The 21,990-nt window shown below is 59.5% G+C and carries 22 protein-coding genes; 16 read left to right on the top strand and 6 right to left on the bottom strand.

Annotation, left to right across the window (positions count from 1 at the left end):
* The first annotated feature begins 84 nt into the window (after window positions 1-84).
* The 7 genes from INT39_RS19370 (at window position 85) to yaaA (ending at window position 10,845) form a co-directional block, all read left to right on the top strand.
* On the top strand, window positions 85-1,887 hold the full coding sequence (locus INT39_RS19370; RefSeq protein ID WP_193075629.1) for an acyl-CoA dehydrogenase: 1,803 nt from the start codon (window positions 85-87) through the stop codon (window positions 1,885-1,887).
* 158 nt (window positions 1,888-2,045) lie between these two features.
* The gene (gene mscK / locus INT39_RS19365) at window positions 2,046-5,345 is read left to right on the top strand and encodes a mechanosensitive channel MscK (RefSeq protein WP_193075628.1); all 3,300 of its coding nucleotides are present in this window, start codon (window positions 2,046-2,048) and stop codon (window positions 5,343-5,345) included.
* A 72-nt stretch (window positions 5,346-5,417) separates the two neighbouring features.
* On the top strand, window positions 5,418-5,984 hold the full coding sequence (gene yeiP / locus INT39_RS19360; protein ID WP_193075627.1) for an elongation factor P-like protein YeiP: 567 nt from the start codon (window positions 5,418-5,420) through the stop codon (window positions 5,982-5,984).
* A 9-nt stretch (window positions 5,985-5,993) separates the two neighbouring features.
* On the top strand, window positions 5,994-6,656 hold the full coding sequence (locus INT39_RS19355) for an alpha/beta hydrolase (protein ID WP_193075626.1): 663 nt from the start codon (window positions 5,994-5,996) through the stop codon (window positions 6,654-6,656).
* 57 nt (window positions 6,657-6,713) lie between these two features.
* Window positions 6,714-8,243, top strand: a complete 1,530-nt coding sequence (gene rhlB, locus INT39_RS19350; RefSeq protein WP_193075625.1) for an ATP-dependent RNA helicase RhlB — start codon at window positions 6,714-6,716, stop codon at window positions 8,241-8,243.
* A 276-nt stretch (window positions 8,244-8,519) separates the two neighbouring features.
* Entirely contained in the window at window positions 8,520-9,902 is a 1,383-nt protein-coding gene (locus INT39_RS19345; RefSeq protein WP_193075624.1) for a PhoH family protein, read from the top strand.
* A gap of 166 nt (window positions 9,903-10,068) precedes the next feature.
* A complete protein-coding gene (yaaA, locus tag INT39_RS19340) occupies window positions 10,069-10,845 on the top strand; it encodes a peroxide stress protein YaaA (protein ID WP_193075623.1) in 777 nt (258 codons plus the stop codon).
* Between the two features lie 11 nt (window positions 10,846-10,856).
* On the opposite strand, the gene INT39_RS19335 is transcribed toward yaaA, so the two are convergent.
* Complete coding sequence (locus tag INT39_RS19335) at window positions 10,857-11,741, bottom strand: alpha/beta fold hydrolase (protein ID WP_193075679.1); 885 nt, start codon at window positions 11,739-11,741, stop codon at window positions 10,857-10,859.
* A gap of 1 nt (window position 11,742) precedes the next feature.
* Window positions 11,743-12,516, bottom strand: a complete 774-nt coding sequence (locus INT39_RS19330) for a class II aldolase/adducin family protein (RefSeq protein WP_193075622.1) — start codon at window positions 12,514-12,516, stop codon at window positions 11,743-11,745.
* Window positions 12,517-12,636: 120 nt separating this feature from the next.
* Between INT39_RS19330 and INT39_RS19325 the strand changes: the two genes are divergently transcribed.
* Window positions 12,637-13,386, top strand: a complete 750-nt coding sequence (locus INT39_RS19325) for a Crp/Fnr family transcriptional regulator (protein WP_193075621.1) — start codon at window positions 12,637-12,639, stop codon at window positions 13,384-13,386.
* 9 nt (window positions 13,387-13,395) lie between these two features.
* On the opposite strand, the gene INT39_RS19320 is transcribed toward INT39_RS19325, so the two are convergent.
* Window positions 13,396-13,851 carry a flavodoxin domain-containing protein gene (locus INT39_RS19320; protein ID WP_193075620.1) on the bottom strand — a complete coding sequence of 152 codons (456 nt, stop codon included), beginning with the start codon at window positions 13,849-13,851 and terminating at the stop codon, window positions 13,396-13,398.
* 142 nt (window positions 13,852-13,993) lie between these two features.
* Between INT39_RS19320 and folM the strand changes: the two genes are divergently transcribed.
* The 5 genes from folM to INT39_RS19295 are packed head-to-tail and all read left to right on the top strand — an operon-like array spanning window position 13,994 to window position 16,501.
* The gene (gene folM / locus INT39_RS19315) at window positions 13,994-14,695 is read left to right on the top strand and encodes a dihydromonapterin reductase (protein WP_193075619.1); all 702 of its coding nucleotides are present in this window, start codon (window positions 13,994-13,996) and stop codon (window positions 14,693-14,695) included.
* An 18-nt stretch (window positions 14,696-14,713) separates the two neighbouring features.
* Entirely contained in the window at window positions 14,714-15,277 is a 564-nt protein-coding gene (gene folE / locus INT39_RS19310) for a GTP cyclohydrolase I FolE (RefSeq protein WP_090271673.1), read from the top strand.
* A 1-nt stretch (window position 15,278) separates the two neighbouring features.
* A complete protein-coding gene (folX, locus tag INT39_RS19305; protein ID WP_193075618.1) occupies window positions 15,279-15,653 on the top strand; it encodes a dihydroneopterin triphosphate 2'-epimerase in 375 nt (124 codons plus the stop codon).
* The gene (locus tag INT39_RS19300) at window positions 15,650-15,985 is read left to right on the top strand and encodes a HopJ type III effector protein (RefSeq protein WP_193075617.1); all 336 of its coding nucleotides are present in this window, start codon (window positions 15,650-15,652) and stop codon (window positions 15,983-15,985) included. The genes folX and INT39_RS19300 overlap by 4 nt, the downstream gene beginning before the upstream one ends.
* A gap of 33 nt (window positions 15,986-16,018) precedes the next feature.
* Window positions 16,019-16,501: an RDD family protein gene (locus tag INT39_RS19295; protein WP_193075616.1), complete on the top strand. Its 483-nt coding sequence runs from the start codon at window positions 16,019-16,021 to the stop codon at window positions 16,499-16,501.
* Between the two features lie 17 nt (window positions 16,502-16,518).
* Here INT39_RS19295 and lptG read toward each other — a convergent pair whose 3' ends face one another.
* A complete protein-coding gene (gene lptG / locus INT39_RS19290) occupies window positions 16,519-17,580 on the bottom strand; it encodes an LPS export ABC transporter permease LptG (RefSeq protein WP_193075615.1) in 1,062 nt (353 codons plus the stop codon).
* Complete coding sequence (gene lptF, locus INT39_RS19285) at window positions 17,567-18,670, bottom strand: LPS export ABC transporter permease LptF (protein WP_193075614.1); 1,104 nt, start codon at window positions 18,668-18,670, stop codon at window positions 17,567-17,569. The genes lptG and lptF overlap by 14 nt, the downstream gene beginning before the upstream one ends.
* 160 nt (window positions 18,671-18,830) lie before the next feature.
* Here lptF and INT39_RS19280 point away from each other — a divergent pair, with 160 nt between their 5' ends.
* The 3 genes from INT39_RS19280 to INT39_RS19270 all read left to right on the top strand — a co-directional run bounded on the left by INT39_RS19280 (window position 18,831) and on the right by INT39_RS19270 (window position 21,371).
* Entirely contained in the window at window positions 18,831-20,321 is a 1,491-nt protein-coding gene (locus INT39_RS19280) for a leucyl aminopeptidase (protein ID WP_193075613.1), read from the top strand.
* A 133-nt stretch (window positions 20,322-20,454) separates the two neighbouring features.
* Entirely contained in the window at window positions 20,455-20,880 is a 426-nt protein-coding gene (locus INT39_RS19275; RefSeq protein ID WP_193075612.1) for a DNA polymerase III subunit chi, read from the top strand.
* Between the two features lie 11 nt (window positions 20,881-20,891).
* Window positions 20,892-21,371 carry a hypothetical protein gene (locus tag INT39_RS19270; RefSeq protein WP_193075611.1) on the top strand — a complete coding sequence of 160 codons (480 nt, stop codon included), beginning with the start codon at window positions 20,892-20,894 and terminating at the stop codon, window positions 21,369-21,371.
* 82 nt (window positions 21,372-21,453) lie between these two features.
* Here the strand turns inward: INT39_RS19270 and INT39_RS19265 are convergent, their stop codons facing one another.
* Window positions 21,454-21,912 (bottom strand): DUF4112 domain-containing protein, encoded by a 459-nt coding sequence (locus INT39_RS19265; RefSeq protein WP_193075610.1) that lies wholly within the window; start codon window positions 21,910-21,912, stop codon window positions 21,454-21,456.
* Window positions 21,913-21,990 lie beyond the last annotated feature (78 nt).

The raw sequence follows: 21,990 nt of genomic DNA, 5'->3' as shown, positions 1-21,990 counted from the left end.
TGTGCCGCATACACTGCGGCACATTATTCTTCGCAGCCTCTGCAAATCAACGGATGACAGAGGTGATCTCACTGGGGTGCAACCATGACCGATACCTTGCTCGACCCACGCAACCTGGCGTTCGAACTCTATGAAGTATTGAACGCCGAGGAACTGACCCAACGCGAGCGTTTCGCTGATCACAACCGCGAGACCTTCGATGCCGCGCTGGCTACCGCCCGGCAGATAGCGGAAAAGTTCTTTGCCCCGCATAACCGCAAGAGCGACGAGAATGAGCCGGAGTATGTGGATGGCGCCGCGGTTCTGATTCCCGAGGTCAAGCCAGCGGTCGATGCCTTTATCGAAGCCGGCTTCCAGAATGCCGGGCGCAGTTTTGAAGATGGCGGCATGCAGCTGCCGAACCTGCTGTCCCGCGCCTGCTTTGCGCACTTCCAGTCGGCCAACATCGCCACCTCGTCCTACCCGATGCTGACCATGGGCGCCAGCAACCTGATCGGCACCTTCGGTACTGAAGATCAGAAACAGCGTTTCTTCCAGCCGATGATCGAAGGCCGCTTCTTCGGCACCATGGCGCTGACAGAGCCGCATGCCGGTTCTTCGCTGACCGACCTGCGCACCCGCGCCGAACCGGCCGGCGATGGCACCTATCGCATCAAGGGCAACAAGATCTTCATCTCCGCAGGCGACCATCCGCTATCGGAAAACATCGTGCACATGGTGCTGGCCCGACTACCCGACGCCCCGCCCGGTGTGAAGGGTATCTCCCTGTTCATCGTGCCCAAATTCCTGGTCAATGATGACGGCAGCCTCGGCGAGCGCAACGACGTGGTCCTGGCTGGTCTGTTCCACAAAATGGGCTGGCGCGGCACCACCTCCACCGCGCTGAATTTCGGTGACAACGACAACTGCGTGGGCTACCTGGTCGGCGAGCCGCACAAAGGTCTGGCCTGCATGTTCCAGATGATGAACGATGCGCGCATCGGCGTTGGTATGGGCGCTATCATGCTCGGCTACGCTGGCTACCTGTATTCTCTGGAATACGCCCGTGAACGTCCGCAGGGCCGCCACCCGGATGGCAAGGATCCGACCAGCCCGCAGGTGCCGATTGTCGAGCACGCAGACATTCGTCGCATGCTGCTGACCCAGAAAGCCTATGTTGAAGGTTCCTTCGACCTGGGCCTGTTCTGCGCCAGACTGGTAGATGACGCCAAGACCGGCACCAGCGAGGAGCAGCGCCAGCTGGCCAACGAGTTGCTGGATCTGCTGACGCCGATCGTCAAATCCTGGCCTTCGGAGTTCTGCCTCAAGGCCAACGAACTGGCGATCCAGATCCTCGGCGGCCACGGTTATACCCGTGAATACCCGGTGGAGCAGTACTACCGCGACAACCGCCTGAACCCGATCCACGAAGGCACCCACGGTATCCAGTCACTGGACCTGCTGGCCCGCAAACTGACCCAGAACAAGGGCGCAGGTCTGCGCCAGCTGACCGGCCTGATTCAGGACAGCATTAAGCGCGCCGGCGAGCACGCATCACTGCAGGAACTGCGCGCTCCGCTGGAGCAACTGCTGCAGCGCCTGCAGGCCACCACCCAGGTACTGTTGACCGACCTGGGCAGCGGCAAGATCAACGAAACCCTGGCCAACTCGGCGCTGTACATGAAAGTGTTCGGCCACGCGGTGATCGGCTGGCGCTGGCTGGAGCAGGCGATTCGCGCCGAGGAAGGTCTGGCCAGAGGCAACACCACCGATGAGAGCTTCTACCGTGGCAAGCTGCAGGCTGCTCGTTACTTCCTGACTTGGGAAGTGCCTGCCTGCCACCATGAATTGGACCTGCTCGACGCACGTGACCAGACTTGTATGGAAATGCAGGACAGCTGGTTCTGAGGCGCTAGCCCCCTCTCCCCAACCCTCTCCCGCAAGGGGAGAGGGAGCCTGAATCTGTTTGCTCGAGCGGGAGGCACCTTCGCCTCCCCCTATTCCCCTCTTTCATTACCCCGTCCCGCCGTCTAACCTAGTCATCAGCCCATTGCGGATTGCTATTCATGCCACACCTTCATCTGTTGCCGCTCATTCTGTTTGCCTGTCTGTCATTGCTGTTACCCACAGCCAATGCCCAGGAGAGTGACAGCGATGTCAGCGCCATCGAGCGCCTGCAGACGGATATCGCCGCTCTGCCCGACAGCGGCAAATCCGCTGCTGAACAGCAACAACTGCAGGAAGCCTGGGAGCAAACGCTGACTGCGCTGCAACGGACCGAATCCCTGCGGGAGCAACAGACCGAGCTGCAGTCGACACTCGACAACGCCCCTGAAGAATTACGCCAGCTGCGCCAGGAGATCCAGGCTCTCGAGCCGGTCAATGAAGAGCAGTTGCGCCAACGTTTTGCCCCCACCACGCTGCAGGCGCTGGACGCCACCTTAGGCGACCAGGTGGCCATCATGTATGACTGGCAGAACGAACTGACCGCAGTCAACAGCGAGCTGATCTCAGCTGAAACCCGCCCGGAGAAGACCCAGAGCCGGATCTCCGCCAACCAGTCACGCGCCAATGAACTCAATGAGCAGCTTCGCCAACTGCAGCGCCAGCCGCAGAGCCCGTTGAATCGTGCGCGGGAAGCAGCCATGCAGGCCGAGCTGTCCCAGTTGGAACAATCCAACTCTTTGCTACGCCAACAGTTGTCAGCCAACAATACCTTACTCGAACTGGCTAACGAAAAGCGTCGTTTACTGCTCGCCAAACTTGGCAATATCGACAATAAAATCAATGTATTACAGGACGCCCTCGATGAGAAAAGGCGCAACCTGTCAGAGCAGGTGATCAGCGATACCACCGCCGAATCAACACAGATCAGCAATCATCAACTGCTGCATGAGCAGAGTCTGATCAATCAGCAGATCAGTGAAGAGCTGCTGGAATCATCCAACCGCATCAGCAGCCTGTCACGCCGCAATATCCGAACGACCCAACAGGTCGATTACCTCACACAACTGGAAAGTGCACTGGATCAGCAGATCAGCGTGCTGGAAGGCAGTCTGCTGTTGTCGCGCATACTGCACCAGGAAAAGCAGGCGCTGCCGGTTGTACGGATTGATCGGACACTACCCGACGCCGTAGCCAACATGCGGCTTCGCCAGTTCGAGATCAATCAGCTGCGCGAGCAACTGCATAACGAAAATGGCTACCTCTTGCGGCTGCTCAATCAGTTACCGGAGGAACAGCGGGAAGCCCTGCGCCGGGATCTGCTACAGCTGATCCGCAGCCGGGGAACGCTGGTGGAACAACTCAGCAGCCACATCAACACCTTGCTGGGAGAAGCCGTCGCCCTGCAGATCAACGAAAACCAGCTGCAGCAACTGAGTACCAAGCTGCAGCAAACCATCGATGATCAGCTGTTCTGGGTAGCCAGCAACCCGCCGATCAACCGTACCTGGCTGCTCAACCTGCCACAGCAGATGCTTTCCCAGTGGCAGGATCTGCAACCCCTGTCCCAGATTCAGCGCCTGTTGCTGACGCTCAAGGACAACCCAGGCTGGCTGGCGCTGCTGTTGGCATTGGCGGCAATACCCTTGCTGCTGCGCAAACGATTGCGTGCGCGCCTGCAACAGCTTCACGACGAGGTCGGTCACTATCGGTTCGACAGCCAGCGCACCACTCCCCTCGCGCTGCTGCTGACAGCGGTCTGGGTGTTACCGATACCCATTTTGCTGGCCGGCGCCGGCTTCGGCCTGTGCTATGGCGACACACCGGCCATGCCCACACTCGGTCAGGCGTTACTACACCTGTCAGTGAGTTGGTTCGTACTGCACCTGCTATATCGGCTATTCGATCTCCAGGGCATCACCATCTTGCACTTCCGCTGGTCCGCGACCAAGGTCTCGCGCATGCGCAGATTGATTCGGCGTCTAGCCTGGGTGCTCTTGCCGATGGTGCTGATCATCAGTCTGGGCACCACCAATCCGGAGCATCTGGACCGGGACGTACTGGGCCGGCTGATAATGATCATCACCCTGTGCCTGTTCAGCCTGCTGGTCGGCCGTCTCATGCGCCAGAGCGAGCCTCTGAACAACTCACGGATATTCCACTCTGTTGCCTCGCTGATCCTGATCATGGCGCCCCTGGTGCTGGCTGGCATGACCATCTGGGGTTACCACTACACCGCCATCCGTCTGGCGGATCGGATGATTGATACCCTGTACCTGATCACCGCCTGGATGCTGCTGCAGGGCATAGTAGTGCGCAACCTGCGTGTGGCCGGTCGGCATCTCGCCTATCAGCGCGCGATCAGCAAGCGTCAGGCGGAAGAACAGGCCGATGGCACCGAGAACAACACACCGTTGGAAATACCCGAGCTCAAACTGGAGCAGATCAACCAGCAGTCATTGCGGCTCGGGCGGCTGGCGCTGCTGATACTGTTCAGCGTACTGGTCTATCTGGTCTGGTCTGACCTGATCAGCGCGGCCTCCTACCTGGAATCCATCACCCTCTGGGAATACAACAGCGGCACCGCCGACAACCCATTGATGAAGCCGCTTAGCGCGGGCGACCTGCTGGGTGCGTTCATCGTCGTGGGGCTGACCATCACCCTGGCGCGCAACCTGCCGGGACTACTGGAAATACTGGTGCTGTCACGAATGGAGTTGCGTCAGGGCAGCAGCTATGCCATCACCACCCTGCTCAGCTACGTGATCGTCAGTGTCGGCATCATCAGCTGCCTGTCCGCCCTCGGCGTCAGCTGGAACAAGTTGCAGTGGCTGGTGGCGGCACTGGGCGTCGGGCTGGGCTTCGGCCTGCAGGAAATCTTCGCCAACTTCGTTTCCGGGCTGATCATTCTGTTCGAGCGTCCGGTGCGCATCGGCGACGTGGTGACCATCGGCAACCTGTCGGGAACGGTCAATCGCATCCGCATTCGCGCCACCACCATCACCGATTTCGACCGCAAGGAAATCATCGTCCCGAACAAGACCTTCGTCACCGAGCACCTGATCAACTGGTCGCTGTCCGACACAGTCACCCGGGTCACGGTGAAAGTCGCCGTCGCCAACGGATCGGATGTGACGCGGGTACGCGAGCTGCTGTTACAGATAGCACAAGACAATCCGCGGGTTCTGGATGATCCGGAACCCCTGGTGTTCTTTCTCGACTTCAATGACCACCGGCTGGAGCACGAGCTGCGCATGCATGTGCGCCAGCTGATCGACCGCAACGCGGCCATCGATGAAACCAACCGCGAGATCGATCGCCTGTTTGCCGAAAACGATATTGAAATCGCTTCCCGGCAGATGGATGTCAATCTGATCAACATCGAGGAGCTGCAACGCCTGATCGGCAGCCAAAGAGAGTGAAGTGCGCAGCTTGCGCGGCGACAGGAGAGGAACGCACAATAGCGTTTTTCTCCCCGTGACCGAGCCAGCACAATGCCAAAAGCCGCCGAACTGAAGAAAGGCCAGATCGTTCAGATCAACAACCAACCGTATATCGTGTCGCAGATCGATGTGAAAAGTCCTTCCTCGCGCAGCGGTACGACGCTGTACAAGGTGCGTTTCAACCATGTGCAGACCAAACAGAAGCTCGACCAGAGTCTGACCGGTGATGACTTCCTCACCCCCATCGACTTTCAGAAGCGCGCGGTGCAGTTTCTCTATCTGGATGCTGACGGCTACACCTTCATGGATAATGAAGACTATTCCCAGTTCACCCTGAATGAGGATGCCCTCGAAGAGCAGATCCCTTATCTGCACGATGGTATTCAGGGCGTCTATGGCCTGATAGTGGAAGGCAACCTGGTGGGTATCGAACTGCCGGCCGTGGTGGAAATGGCCATTGAAGAAACACCGCCGGCGATCAAGGGATCCTCCGCCAGTGCACGTACCAAAACCGCTCGTTTTGCCAGCGGTCTGGAGATCCAGATTCCCGAATACCTGGAAACCGGCGAAGTGGTGCGCGTCCACACCGAAACCGGAAAATTCATGTCGCGCGCCTGAGGATAAAGCATGTCGAACCAACCCCTGATCATTGAATCACCCCAGCCGGCTGATGCCTGCGTCATCTGGCTGCATGGCCTGGGCGCGGATCGCTACGACTTTGTTCCCGTGGTCAAGGCGCTGCAATTACCGGCTGATCATCGTGTGCGTTTCGCTTTCCCGCAGGCGCCCACTCGCCCGGTGACCATCAACGGCGGCTATCCCATGCCCTGCTGGTTCGACATTCTGACGGTCACCCCGCAGCGGGTCATGAATATGCAGCAGCTGGCCGAATCGGTCGCCATGGTGCAGGCGCTGATCGACGAGCAGATCGCCAGCGGCATTGATGTCGGACGTATCATTCTGGCCGGGTTTTCCCAGGGCGGCGCGGTGATCATGCATGCTGCTCTGGAAAGCGGCCTGCCGCTGGGCGGCATCATGGCGCTGTCGACCTATGGTCCCACCCTGGAACAGCTGCTGAGCGATCACCAAGGGCCAGCACTGGATGCCTTCTTTGCCCACGGTCTGCACGACGATATCCTGCAACCGGAAATGGGCCGCCGCGCTCATGACCTGCTGCGTGACGCCGGGCACACCACCCATTGGCATGGCTACCCCATGGCCCACGAAGTATGCCCGCAGGAGATCACCGAAATACGCGCCTGGCTGGTCAGCCGACTGGGTCTTCGCTAACCGCCTGGGTTGCTTTACACTGCTCGATGATTATTCATATCCAATCGAGAGAATATTGTGCTCAAAGCACTGAAGAAGCTATTCAAGCCCGGCAAGACGCCCGCGCCGCATCACGAGACGCACATCGAGCCAGTGGCTGCTCCGGTCACCCCGAGCACCGCTGCACCGGTGCCGGAAGCACCAGCACGAGAGGAAAAAAGGGAAGCACGCCCCAAGCGCACCCGCCAGGCTCAACCGCGGCCCGCGCCGCCAGCCAAGCCGTGGTCCATCGCTGATTTCGCGGTCGAGCCGGCAGAAGGCAAGACACGCTTCCATGACTTCCCCCTGCCCGACAGTTTGATGCGCGCCATCCAGGATCAGGGCTTCAGCTACTGCACGCCGATTCAGGCGGAAGTGCTGGGCAATACTCTGCTCGGCCACGATGCCATTGGCCGCGCCCAGACCGGTACCGGCAAGACCGCTGCCTTCCTCATCTCGACCATCACCCAGCTGCTGGAAACCCCGGCGCCGGATGAACGCTTCATGGGTGAGCCGCGCGCACTCATCATCGCCCCGACCCGCGAGCTGGTCATGCAGATTGCCAGCGATGCCGAAGGCCTGACCAAATATTGTGGGCTGAACGTCATGGGCTTTGTCGGCGGCATGGACTACGACAAGCAGCTCAAACAGCTGGAAAAGAATTATTGCGACATCCTGGTAGCGACCCCCGGTCGTCTGCTGGACTTCTGCAACCGCGGTGAAGTGCACCTGGATCTGGTTGAAGTGCTGATCCTCGATGAAGCCGACCGCATGCTGGACATGGGCTTCATTCCCCAGGTACGGCAGATCATCCGCCAGACCCCGCGCAAGGGCGACCGCCAGACGCTGCTGTTCTCCGCCACCTTCAGTGATGATGTAATGAACCTGTCGCAGCAATGGACAGTCGAGCCGGCCATCGTCGAGATCGAACCGGAACGCCCCGCCTCGGAAAACATCACCCAGAAAGTCTACGCCGTCAGCGGCAGTGACAAGTACAAGCTGCTGTACAACCTGGTCACCCAGCTGGAGCTGGAGCGGGTCATGGTATTCGCCAACCGCAAGGACGAGGTGCGCCGCATCCAGGAACGTCTGGTACGCGACGGCGTCAATGCCGCCCAGTTGTCCGGCGATGTGCCGCAGAACAAACGGGTACGTACCCTGGATAATTTTCGCGAAGGCAAGTTGCGGGTACTGGTCGCTACCGATGTAGCCGGCCGCGGTATCCATATCGATGGCATCAGCCACGTCATCAACTACACCCTGCCGGACGATCCGGAAGACTATGTACACCGTATAGGTAGAACCGGTCGTGCCGGCGCCAAGGGCACCTCGATCAGTTTTGCCGGCGAGGATGACGCCTTCCAGTTACCGCCCATCGAGGAACTGCTGGGCGACAAGCTGGAATGCATTCCGCCGGAAGAGATCTACCTCAAACCGGTACCCAAGCTTCAACGCACAGCAGAGGAAAAAGCCGCCAGCGACGCCAACGAGGCGGAGCAGGCTGCCGCTGCAGCGGCCAATCGCAAGCGTGCGGGTAACAGAAAAGATGGACGACGGGACCGTCGCTGAGTTTTATGGAAGATTTTTCGATGACCGGGCCAATGACTATATCGCGCTCATCCGGCCCGGGTGAACCACCATTTGTCTATTAACCGCTATCGCCCACATTTATGCGCACAACGCTTGTGACTGTCATTTGTTTTAGGCTATACCTCAATCAACCGACCGAAACCCAGCGGTAATCCATTGATACCGCCGGGTAACGCGAGTCGGCCTGCGGACTGCCAGGTGCGGACCGGCGCCTGATCCAGTCTCGTGATTGCGACCATTGCGAGGTAATAGCCCATGGAAGCGTGCGGAGCGACCCGACACACCTTCTACGTACTTGATACCAACGTTCTCATCCACGACCCCAACGCACTGCTCAATTTCGAAGAACACCACGTCATCATCCCGATGACCGTCCTTGAAGAACTCGACAAGCTCAAATCCGGCAAGACCAGCACCGCAGCCGACTGTCGCCAGGCCATCCGGCTGATCGACCAGACACTGGCCGATGCGCCTCCCGGGCTGGTGGAGTCGGGCGTACCCATCCAGCGGGGCAAGCTCGGCGCCCAGGGCACCCTCGCCATCCTGATGGACAAGGCCCCTCTTCCCGCCCACTGTCTGCCCAACGACCTCAACGACAATAAGATCATCAACCAGCTGTGCCAATTGCAGATGCGCCACCCCGATAACCGCATCGCCCTGGTATCGAAAGACATCAACATGCGGCTCAAGGCCCGGGCCTGCGGTATCGACGCGGAGGACTATCATTCCGACCAGCTGCTGGATGACATCAACCTTCTGGCCCGCGGTTATCACGAGATAGAAGGCTCATTCTGGGACCGCGCAAACAAGGTCGAGACCCACCAGCTCACCGGTCAGACAGCGCATGATGTCCAGCTCATCGAGCCACTGCCGGGCTTGCATATCAACGACTTCATCATCGACGAGCAAGGCTTCATCGGCCAGATCAAGGCGGTTGACGGGAGCCACCTCCAACTGCTCGATATGCACCAGGAACCGCTGATGCATCAGGAAGCCTGGGGACTGCGCCCACGGGACACCTTCCAGGCGCTGGCCCTGCACGCTCTGCTGGACCCGAACATTCACCTGGTCAACCTCACCGGGGCCGCCGGCTCGGGCAAGACCATCCTCGCGCTGGCCGCAGCAATTGAGCAGACCATGGTCAGCAAGACCTACCGACGCATCATCGCCACCCGCAGCACCCAGGGGCTGGATGAAGACATCGGCTTTCTACCGGGTACCGAGAAGGAGAAAATGGAGCCCTGGCTGGGTGCAATCACCGACAACCTCGAAGCTCTGCACATGGATGACGAATGCACCCACGGTAGCGTCGAGTACATCCTCGACCGGGTGCCACTGCAATTCAAATCCCTCAACTACATCCGCGGACGCAGTTTCCAGCACAGCTTCATCCTGATCGACGAGAGCCAGAACCTCACCCCGCACCAGATCAAGACCATCATCACCCGCGCCGGCACCGGCTCGAAAGTGGTCTGTCTGGGCAACCTGGCACAGATCGACACGCCCTACCTGAACGCCACCAGCTCGGGGCTGACCTACCTGACGGAGTGCTTCAAGGACTTCCCCCATGGCGTACATATCCACCTGCAGGGCGTACCGCGCTCTGTGCTGGCGGAATACGCCGAAACCCATCTCTAGCAGCAGCGCTCGCCACGCCCGACGCCCTCTCCCCTCGCGGGAGAGGGCTGGGGAGAGTCGCGTCACTCTCAAACCACCCCATTAACTCCCTCAATCACCACCATTGGAAGCCTTCCCGCGTCACATCCGGCATAATATCGGGCAACGAAACGAAGGAGCCTTTGTCATGCTGATGGTGATTTCCCCCGCCAAGACCCTGGATTACGAGACAGCCCCGGCCACCGAGCACCACACCCTGCCGCGCTATCTGAATCACAGCCGGGAGCTGATCGACGTGCTCCAGGAAAAGTCCCCCCAGGACATCGCCAAACTGATGTCCCTGTCGGACAAGCTGGCTGCGCTGAACGTCGCCCGCTACGGTAGTTACAGTGACACCTTCACCATCGAGAACAGCAAACAGGCGCTGCTGGCGTTCAAAGGTGACGTCTACACCGGCATGAACGCGGTTGATTTCAGCGAGGATGACTTCGACTTCGCTCAGCAGCATCTGCGCATGCTGTCAGGCCTGTACGGCATTCTGCGCCCCCTGGACCTCATGCAGCCCTATCGCCTGGAGATGGGCACCAAGCTGGCCAACCCGCGCGGCAAGGACCTGTACGCCTTCTGGGGCAACGACATTACCGACTGGCTGAACCAGGACCTGCAGGACCAAGGCGATGACGTGCTACTCAACCTCGCCTCCCAGGAATACTTCGGCGCGGTCAAACCCAAGGCGTTGAAAGGTCGGCTGATCGAGACGGTGTTCAAGGATCAGAAGAACGGCCAGTACAAGATCATCAGCTTCTACGCCAAGAAAGCCCGCGGCCTAATGGCCCGCTACGTGATCAAGGAAAAACTCAAGGACCCCGAAGGACTGAAGGACTTCAATCTCGAGGGATACTACTACGACAAGGCCAGCTCCAGCCCCGACAAACTGGTGTTCCTGCGCGAAGAACAGAAATGAAAAAGGGCAGCTCAGCTGCCCTTTTCAAGCTTGTCCCGAAACATCAGATAGCCAGCCAATACCTGCTCTGGCGCTTCGATCTGCGGGTAATGCCCGATACCTTCCAATAATACCGTATCGGGCTCGGCGATCAGCTCCCGGTAACGCGCCACCATATGGGCGCCCGAGATCGGATCGACTGCGCCATCAATCACCCGCATCGGCACTGGGGTGCGCTGCATGGCGCCGACCCAGCGCTCACGGTGCACACGCCGCTCAGCCATGTAGTGAATCAACTTGTGCATCACCGCCGGGCCGTTGTTGGTCTCGATCATGCTCCAGAAAGCATCCAGTTCAGCTTCGTCAGGCTGCGTCTGCGGTCCAAATACCTTACCGAAGCTTTCAGCCAACCGCGCCCTACTGAAGCGCCGACCAATCAGAAAGCCGATCGGACTCATCAGCAGCTTCTGCAGCAGCACCGGCCGGTGCGTTTCCGGGAACAGGCCGCCGTTGAGAAAACACAGGCTGCCGATCCGCCGCTCACCTTCCAGATCCCGCGCCAACAGCTCCTGAGCGACGCTGTCGCCATAGTCATGGGCCAGAATGTGATAGTTCGATACACCCAGCAGCCGTAACAGATCCAACTGGATATCCGCCTGCTCCAACAGACTGTAGCCATGCCCTCGCGGCTTGGCGGAAAAGCCGAAACCCAGCATGTCGCAGGCGATTACCCGGTAGCGCTCGGCCAGCGGCTGCCACAGGTAGTGCCAATCCCAGGACCCCGAAGGAAAGCCGTGAATCAGCAACAGCGGCTCGCCCTGCCCGGCCTCCCAATAACGCATCGGGTGACCGCGGAAATCAAATTCCCGCGCCCGGGCCTGCCAGTCGCTCAGGGCGATGCCCGCGAGCCGATCCATATCAGACATCGAATCCCGGGTTGACCCGCTGCAGCTTGCGCAGCAGTGCCGGCCAGGCGATACCGCTACCGGCACCGCGCGTCACCTTGCGCATGCTTTCCTTGGCGCCATCGAGAATGCTTTGCGGAATGGTCAGCAGCTCACCGCCGCCCGCCTGGGCCGCGACCTGAATTTCACAGCAGCGCTGTAAGGTGTACATGGTCAGGAAGGCATCGGAGACCGTCTTGCCGCAGGTCAGCAACCCGTGATTGCGCAACACCAGGTTGTTGGCATTGCCCAGATCCGCCTGCAACCGCACCTTTTCCTCTTCGTTCAGCGCCACCCCTTCATAGTCGTGGTAGGCCAGACTGAACATGACGAACAGCGCCTGCTGAGAAATCGGCAAAATACCATCCTTCTGACAGGACACGCCGACGCCGGCCGGCGTATGGGTGTGCAAGACGCAACCGGCGTCATGCCGCACTTCATGCACCGCGCTGTGAATAGTGAAACCCGCCGGGTTGATTTCGTAGGGCGACTCCATAACCTTGTTGCCATGCAGGTCGATCTTGACCAGATTGGAGGCGGTCATTTCCTCGAACATCAACCCGTAGGGGTTGATCAGGAAATGTTCGGTGCCCGGAATCTTGGCCGACACATGAGTAAAGACCACGTCATCCCAACCGTGCATGGCGATCAGGCGGTAACAGGCGGCGAGATCCACGCGGGTCTGCCATTCCTCGGTGCTCACCAGCGCCTGGACATCGGTTGCGGGCAATGACTGAATTGCATTCATGGAGGTGATCCTCTTGTATGTAGGGACGTGCCGGAGGCAGGACTTTCCGGCCAACTGCGGCATACTGCGCATATTCAGAGGCAATATATCCTGACCGGGCATTTGAGGAGAGTCTAGAACGTGACAGCAGACAGCACTGTCAACCAGCTTACAGTGTCGCAGCATGGCAGCGACCAACATGCCGCGCTGCTGCAGCGTAACCGCTGGTTTCGCGATCTGCCGGCGGACTGCATCAGTGAGATGGTGTCGATGGCGCGGGTGCGCCGGCTGCAGGATGGCCAACGGTTGCATGCCCGTGGCGATCTGCCGGATGGCCTGTATGGTGTCAGCACAGGCGCCATGCGTATCAGCAATACCGGCGCCGATGGCCGCGAAGCGTTGCTGACGGTATTGAGTCCCGGCAACTGGTTCGGCGAAATATCATTGTTTGATGGGTTGCCTCGCACCCATGATGCTCACGCCATGGGCGTTACCGAAGTGCTGATGATTCCACGCAAGGGTTTCCAGCAACTGCTTGAACACCGTCCCGAACTGTATCCACATTTCATGCGGTTGCTGTGTCGCCGCTTGCGACTGTCCTTCAACATGATGGAAGACAGCGCTCTGCTGCCGCTGCCTGCCCGGCTGGCCAAGCGGCTGCTGATGCATGCGCAGTATTATGGCGACGTGGCCCTGGCTAACGAACGGCTGTCGATCCAGCTATCGCAGGAAATGCTGGGGCTGATGCTCAACAGCTCGCGCCAGAGCATCAACAAACTGCTGAAGAAACTCGAGCAGGCCGGCTGGATCAGCATCCACTACAGCCAGATCACCATTCTGGACGAGGCAGCACTGACCCGCCTGGCGACCGGAACCGATAGCCTGCTCTGAAGAAATACCTCAGACGCTTTTCAGCAGCACGATCAGCTCATCCAGCCAGGGCTCGGCATCCGTCTCGGGGGTCACCGTCTCGCTGGCATCAAGCTGCAACATAGGCAAGGCTTCGCGCGCCTGCAGCTCCAGCAGCAGTTCGCGAATCTGCTCACCGCCCTGACAAAAGGTATCGGCGTAGGATGAATCACCCAGCCCGATCACCCCGAAAGGAATGTCGGTCAGCAGCGGAAAGCGCGTCTGCATCTCGCTATAGAAGGGCACTATGGTGTCGGGCAGCTCGCCCATGCCGGTGGTCGAACAACACACCAGAATCGCATCCGCGCCAGCATCCAGCAGAGCATCGACCGTGGGTGGGTTGATCCGGCTGACCTGCAAGCCTGCTGCGGTACAGCGTTCAGCTGCCTCATCCGCGAGAAAATCGGCGGTACCGAAAACCGAACCACTGAGTATTGCCAGATGCATTGCTGCCCCCTTTGGAAATTGACCGGGCGCATATTATGCCCGAATCAGCACGCCGCTGCCGTGGAAGACTCCCGAGTCAGCGCCCGCGGCGGGCAGACATGCTAAGATGGCCGCTTTCCAGAACTAACCAGACCCCGGCCCAATGAACGATCAGCAGACCATTCTGATTACCGGAGCAGCACAGCGTGTGGGCTTGTATTGCGCCCAGCGTCTGGCGGCTGACGGCTTTCGGGTGATCATCACTTGTCGCCAGCCTCGCCCAGAATGGCAGGACAAGCCGCTGGGAAATATCGAGGTGCTGTTGGCCGACTTCTCCACCGAGGATGGCATACAACAGCTGATCGATACACTGACCAGCCGGCAGATCCGCCTGCGCGCCCTGATCCACAACGCCTCGGAGTGGATGAATGATGACAACGCTGCCGATGCGTTTCAGCAGATGTTCATGGTGCACATGCAGGCGCCTTATCTGCTCAACCTGGCCTGCGCCGAGCTGTTCGATCCTGATGTGACCGGTGATATCATTCATATCAGCGACCATGTAGCCCAGCGTGGCAGTGCCAAGCATATTGCCTACAGCGCCACCAAGGCCGGACTGGAGAGCCTCAGCCGCTCCTTCGCGGCACGGTTTGCGCCGCGCATCAAGGTCAACGCCATCGCACCGGCGCTGATCATGTTCAATGAAGGCGATTCGCCTGACTATCGCAGCAAGGCGCTGGCCAAATCGGCACTGGGCATCGAGCCCGGGCCGGATGTGGTCTACCAGTCCATCCGTTATCTGCTGGACAACCCCTACGTAACCGGTACCTGCCTCGACCTGAATGGCGGCAGAAACCTGAAGTGAATCCATGAGAGAATTCCGATGAGCCTCGAAAAACTGACCAGCAACTACCACGACATCCTGACCAACCTGGGTGAGAACCCGGAGCGCGAAGGTCTCAAGGGCACTCCGCTGCGGGCAGCCAAGGCCATGCAGTTTCTCTGCCGTGGCTACGATCAATCACTTGAAGAGATCGTCAATGGCGCACTGTTCGAGTCCTCCAGCGACGAGATGGTCATCGTCAAGAACATCGAGCTGTACTCCCTGTGCGAGCATCACATGCTGCCTTTTATTGGCAAGGCCCACGTGGCCTATATGCCCAACGGCAAGGTGGTGGGCCTGTCCAAGATCGCGCGCATCGTCGATATGTTCGCCCGCCGCCTGCAGATTCAGGAAAGCCTGACTCGGCAGATCGCCGAAGCCGTGCAGTCGGTTACCGATGCCCAGGGCGTGGCGGTGGTCATCGAAGCAAAACATATGTGCATGATGATGCGCGGCGTCGAGAAGCAGAACTCGTCCATGCTCACCTCGGTCATGCTCGGCAGCTTCCGCGAGTCGGTCAATACCCGCCAGGAATTCCTGCAGCTGATCGGCCGGAGCAACTGAGATGGAGCGTCTTGAGCCCGGCATGGCGCGCATCCGAGTCAAGAATCTGCGCCTGCGGACCTTCATCGGTATCAAGGAAGAGGAAATCAACAACCGGCAGGACGTGCTGATCAATGCCCGTATTCTCTACCCGGCCGACACTGCGGTAACCGAGAACGAGATCGACCACGCGCTGAATTACCGCACCATTACCAAAGCGCTGATCAGCCACGTGGAAAACAACCGCTTTGCCCTGCTGGAGCGCCTGACCCAGGAGCTGCTGGATATCATCATGCAGCACGAGCAGGTGCGCTATGCCGAGGTCGAAGTGGACAAACCCCACGCCCTGCGGTTTGCCGAGTCCGTGTCCATTACCCTGAGCGCCGAACGCCCATGACTGCCGAGCAATTCAAGGTCAGCCTGGGGTCACCCGAGCAGCGCTTTGCCGATACTCTTGCGTTCATCGAGCAGCATTATCATTACCAGCCCAGCGCGTTCAGCAACGGGCCAGTCCGCAATAGTGCGGAGCAGAATCAGGGCTCCTGTAAAGCCCTGGCCATGGCGCTGGACCAAGGGCTGACTGATGCGCAAGCGCTGCAGTGCTTCGCCGAGCATTATCAGTCCGTGCTGGCCAGTCCGCACGGCATCGAGCACGCCAATATCCGCGCCTTGCTGAAACAGGGATTGGCCGGCGTCAGCTTTGATCGCCAGCCTTTGACTCGTCGCTAGGCAACCCGCTTACCCTACTCAGATGGAGGCCGCATGGCGGTCAAGCAACTGCAACCCACCGGGGACTTCCCCGCCCCTGGCCTCGCTCGCCGCCTGGCCAGTACGCTGTATGACTTCACCCTGTGCCTGGCGTTGCTCATGGTGCTGACTCTGATCTATCAGCAGGGCGTTCTGCGCTTGATCCACGGTAGCGAAGCGCTCAGCGCCATGTCCGATGCCGGCGCACTGGATCGTGATCCGATGCTGAGCATACTGATGATTATCAGTCTCTATGGTTTCTTCGGCCTGTTCTGGACGCTCAAGGGCCAGACCCTGGGCATGCAAGCCTGGCGTGTTCGGGTGCAACAGCCCGACGGTAGATCCATCACCTGGAAACAGTCCATCAACCGCGTCACCATTGCCCTGATCTCATGGCTCTGCGGCGGCCTGGGCATCTGGTGGGCATTGTGGGACAAGCAATCGCGCACCTGGCAGGACATCGCCTCTGGAACCCGGACAGTGGTGCTGCCGAAGTAGTGATGTGCGCAGGCACATCACCCTGCCCTGCGCATCAACCAACCGCCCATCACCACCAATATCAAGATAGGCAACAGCACCGCAATCAACGGCGAAAAGCCGAACACCAAACTGGATGGCCCCAGCAGGTCCTGCAGGATGCGGAAACTGAAGCCGACCAGCACCCCGGTGAACACCCGCTGCCCAAGGGTGACCGAGCGCAGAGGGCCGAAGATGAAGGAGATGGCAACGAATACCAGCGCCGCCGTGGTCAGCGGCTGTAGCAGTTTCTTCCAGAATGCCAGCCAGTACTGACTGTTATTCAAGCCCTGCTCGGCAAGGTAGTTCTGGTAATGCCAGATACCGGTCAGCGGCAGCACATCCGGATCGAGCAGGACCACTCGCAGCAGTCGTGGGGATAGCCCCACATCCCAGCGCTGCTGCTCATGTTGCTCCACCCGACTGGTGCCATCGACCTCGAATAAAGTGGTGGCGACCCCTTCCAGCAACCAATGCTCATCCTGAACACTGGCACGCTGGGCGAAGCTGGTTTCCAGTAGTTCGCGCTGGTCATCGAAGCGATAGCGGGTAATGCCATGCAGCACACCATTTGGCTGCACCGCATTAATGTGGATAAAGTCATCACCTTCGCGATGCCACAACCCCTTGGACTTGACCGCCTCGCCGCTGCCGATCGCCAGCGCCCGGCGGCTTTCCGCCATGTTTTCGCTGTAGGGCGCAACATATTCCCCCAGCAGCACACCGGCAACCATCAGCACCAGCAGCGGTTTCAACACCGCGCCCATGATCCGCGCGATGGACATACCCGAGGCGCGCATGATCGTCAGTTCAGAGTTGCTCGCCAGAGTGCCCAGGCCGATCAGACAGCCGACCAGCGCTGCCATCGGCAGCAGGTCATACAACCGACGCGGCAGAGTCAGGAAGATATAGGTCAGCGCCTCGACTGCACCGTAGCCGCCCTCCAGATCCTCCAGCTCACCGATATAGGCGAACAGCAGATCCAGCGCAACGATGATCAGCGCCACCGTCAGTACGCTGATAAAGACAGTCTTGCCAATATGGCGATCAAGCAGCCGCATGACGACCTCCCGCTGGCGCACTGGGCGCGGTCAGAGCACGGAAATTGAGCGTCACACCGACAATCAGAAACAGCCCATGCACCCACCACAAACCCAATGCTGCCGGGGTTTTACCTGCCTCCATCCAGCCGCGGGCGCTGACCAGCAGACCGAGATAGGCCATATACAGAATGATGGCCGGTAACAACTTAAGGAAGCGGCCCTGACGTGGATTGACGCGCGCCAGCGGCACCGCAAAAAACGCGACTATTGGTACCAGCAAGGGAATTGCCAGGCGCCACTGCAACTCGGCCCGATTCCGCAGATCCGTGCTACCGAGCAGTTGTGTGGATGGCATCGCCTCACGGTCGGTCACTTCGGTCACCACCTCCGGCTTGGGCAGCAGTACCCCGTAGGCATCATATTCAATGGTCCTGAAATCAGCTGCCCCCGGGCGCCCGTCATAGCGGAAGCCGTTCTGCAGCACCAGATAGCGGCTGCCATCCGCATTCATCTGCTGCCGTCCGCTCTCGGCCACCAGCACGCCGACGCTGGCATCCTCACCTGAGCCAGTGCGTTCGGCGATGAAAATGGCTTCCAGCTCGGTGCGGTCATCGGACAGTCCACCGGCGTAGGTAACCCGCTGACCGCTGCCCAGCGACTGGAAGCGCCCGGCTGCGAGGGTGTCGAACTCAGTCATGGCGTCCTGCTCATTGAACAGCTGCTGGGTCTTGAGCACGCCGGCCGGCGCCACCCACAGGCTCAACCAGGCGACCAGCAGCGCCACCAGCAGCGCCGGGCCCTGCGTGTAGCCGAGGATCTTCCGGTCGCTGACGCCGGTGGCCGACAGGACCGCCATTTCGCTGTCCAGATACATCCGCCCGTAAGCCAGCAGGATGCCCAGAAACATGCCCAGCGGCAGAATCAGCACGACAAAGCCCGGCAGGCGATAACCCATGATCATGAACAGCACGCCGGGGTCAAGCTGCCCAGCGGCGGCCTGGGCCAGGTACTTGATGAAGCGGCCACTCATGATAATCAGCAGCAATACACCGCTGACGGCCGCAAGGGTCGTCAGCACCTCGCGGCTGAGGTATCGGAATACGATCACAATTGGTTTCCTTGAATCCGGGCTTTAAGGGCTCTCGGGAATAGGCCAGAATGCAGCTACAGCATCACCGTCTGCAGTTGTCCGGCCTGCTTCGGCACAAGTGCCGGTCATAATGAGCTGCATTATCGGTCAAACCACATGATTTGTCTTGGGGAGCACCATGGAGTTCAACGTCAAACACGGCGCAGCGGAAACCATTAAAACCGGTTGCCTGGTCGTCAGCATCAATGAATCACGCACCCTTACCGGCACCGCTGCCCATCTCGATGGCATCTGCGGTGGCCAGATCAGCGCAGCCGTCAAACGCGGCGACATCACCGGCAAGCCAGGCCAAGCCCTGATGCTGTTCGCCCTGCCCGGCATCAGTGCCGAGCGCGTATTATTGATCGGCAGCGGCAAGAAGCCGGAACTAGGCGATCGTGATTATCGCAAACTACTGCAGAAGACTGTCGCCACACTGAAAGATGGCGGCGCCACCGATGCGGTGCTGACCTTCAGCGAACTGTCCGTAAAGGACCGGGACCTGTACGCCCGCACACGCCTGGCGGTAGAAACCATCCGCGAGAGCCTGTATCAGTTCGATCAGTTCAAGAGCAAAAAAGCCGACAAGCCGCGTCTGAAGAAATGCGCCCTCTGGTCCGCCGACAAGGCCGATGCCGCTGCTCTGAAACAGGCCATCGCCCACGGCCAGGCCATCAGCGATGGTACTGACCTGACCCGCGACCTTGGCAACCTGCCGGGCAACGTCTGCACCCCAACTTACCTGGCCAAAGAAGCCAAGGCTCTGGCCAAGCAGTTCAAGGGCACGGAAGTGGAAGTGCTGGAAGAGAAAGACATGAAGGCACTGGGCATGGGTTCGCTATTGTCGGTCAGCGCAGGCAGCGCCGAGCCCGCCAAATTGATCCGCCTCAGCTACCAGGGAGCCGATGCCAAAACCAAGCCCCATGTACTGGTCGGTAAAGGCATCACCTTCGACACCGGTGGTATCAGCCTCAAGCCCGGTTCCGGCATGGACGAAATGAAGTACGACATGTGCGGCGCAGCCACCGTACTGGGCGTATTCAAGGCCGTGGTCAGCCTGCAGCTGCCGATCAACCTGACCATTCTGATCGCTGCCGCAGAGAACATGCCCAGCGGCACCGCCACCAAGCCGGGTGATATCGTCACCAGCATGTCCGGTCAGACCATCGAAATCCTCAACACCGACGCCGAAGGCCGCTTGGTACTCTGTGATGCACTGACTTACGCAGAGCGCTTCAACCCCGCCAGCGTGGTTGATATCGCCACCCTCACCGGCGCCTGCATCGTCGCTCTGGGCAGCCACACCACGGGTGTCATGGGCAACAATGACGCACTGGTCGAGCTGCTGCTCAATGCCGGCAAGCAGGCCGATGACCGCGGCTGGCAACTGCCGCTGTTCGATGAGTACCAGGAACAGCTGGACAGCCCCTTCGCCGACATCGCCAACATCGGCGGCCCCAAGGCCGGCACCATCACCGCTGCCTGCTTCCTGTCACGCTTCACCAAGGCTTACCCCTGGGCGCACCTGGATATCGCGGGTACGGCATGGATCAGTGGTGGAAAAGATAAGGGTGCTACCGGTCGTCCGGTGCCATTGTTGACTCAGTACCTGCTGAATAAGGCCGGCTGAGTCAGCCGTCATATTGACTGTGCCAAGCTATCCGAGCCGGGGCCGGCATTGCCAGCCCCGGTGACCCTACGAAGGCACAGTCAATATTTTCATCACGCGAGCGCCACCTACTTTCAGTCATTAACGACAGCCCATGACCAGAATCGACTTTTACGTACTCTCCAGCCCCAGTCCCGAAGCCAGACTGCAGTTCGCCTGTCGGCTGGCGCGCAAGGCCTGGGAGCAGAACCGGCGGGTGTATCTGCACTGTGCTGACGAGGCCGCGGTCGCCGCGATGGATGAGCTGCTGTGGTCATTCCGGCCCGACAGCTTTCTCCCCCATGCGCAGCACAACGATCAGCCGAACGAAGTCATCGTCTGCGGATGCGGAGATACTCCTGATCCGCATAATGACTTTCTGATCAACCTCAGCAATGACACGCCCGACTTCTTCAGCCGCTTCAACCGTCTGGCGGAAATACTGGTCGAACACGATGCAATCCTGGCTCCGGCGCGTGAACGATTTCGTTTTTATCGCAAACGAGGCTATCCTCTGGAAACTCATCAGATACGGATATAGCAGGATGATGTATGACGCAGCGCGAACAAACGGACCCATCTCGCTTGCTGAAGGATCTGGAATCCATCCGCACCTTGCTGGATGAACCATCCCCAGCGACCGGTCAACAACCAGACACCCAGTTCGACATTCCCCTTTTGCAGGACATCATCAGTTCCGGCGGCGATAAACCGACCCCGCCCCCAGCTGCCAGCAGTGATAAGACATCCAACCCCTTTCTACCCTACGAATCGCTGGCGCGGTTGGCAGGTGAACGGGTGCAGCTTGAGCGACTGTTACAGCAGGCCGTTCCGCAATCACTCGCAAGCCCTCATATCGGCGCACGGGAAGTACGCATGGAGGCCCGCCTGCAGGCCGAAGCGCAACTGGTCATGCAGGATGTGATTGACGAGATGCTGCCGGTGATCGAAGCAGAGTTGCGCAAGCGATTGAGCGGCAGGCTGGAGCAAATCGTGCAGGAACAGTTGAAACAACAGGCGATGGACAGCTGATAAAGAACCCCAGCCGCCATCACCCCAGCCCTCAAGACCCCAGCCCTCAAGCTGGTACCAACCCACCCAGGCCGGTCGCACGTCACAAAAGCAATGCCAGCCCGCCAATGATCGCGGCAAACAGCACCGACAGACCGATCAGTATTTTCCATGGGAAGGATGCTGGGGGCGGTTCTATCGCGAGCTGCTGGTTCAGGTGATTTCTCAACAAGCGCGTATTACGGCTGTTGGCTTTGTAGACAGCATCGAAGGCATCCCCAACAACCGGGATCAGACCACCGACAAAGTCGATCCCGATATTACGCAGCATGCGCCGCTTCACCTCCTTGCTCGCCCCCGCTCGCTGCGCCTCCAGCAATACATAACCAGACATCGCCAGCCCGACCAGATCACCGATACCCGGCAACAGGCCAATGATGGGTTCGACCCCGATCTTGAAGCGAGTGAAAGGCAGGCCGATACTGCTATCGGTAAAACGGCTGAATTTATCAAGCCGCGCGAGAATGGCCCGCTGTTCGGCTTCAGACGGCTTTTTGGTCATCACACCTCCGATTTCCCGAACACTCATTTTCATCACGGTTTGCTTGCGTGCTCTTCTGACCCAAAACCTCAGTCACGC

The sequence above is a fragment of the Pseudomonas sp. FME51 genome, from assembly GCF_014897305.1.
The sequence above is the reverse complement of the archived record's forward strand: the minus strand, read 5'-3'. Positions and strand labels throughout refer to the sequence as shown.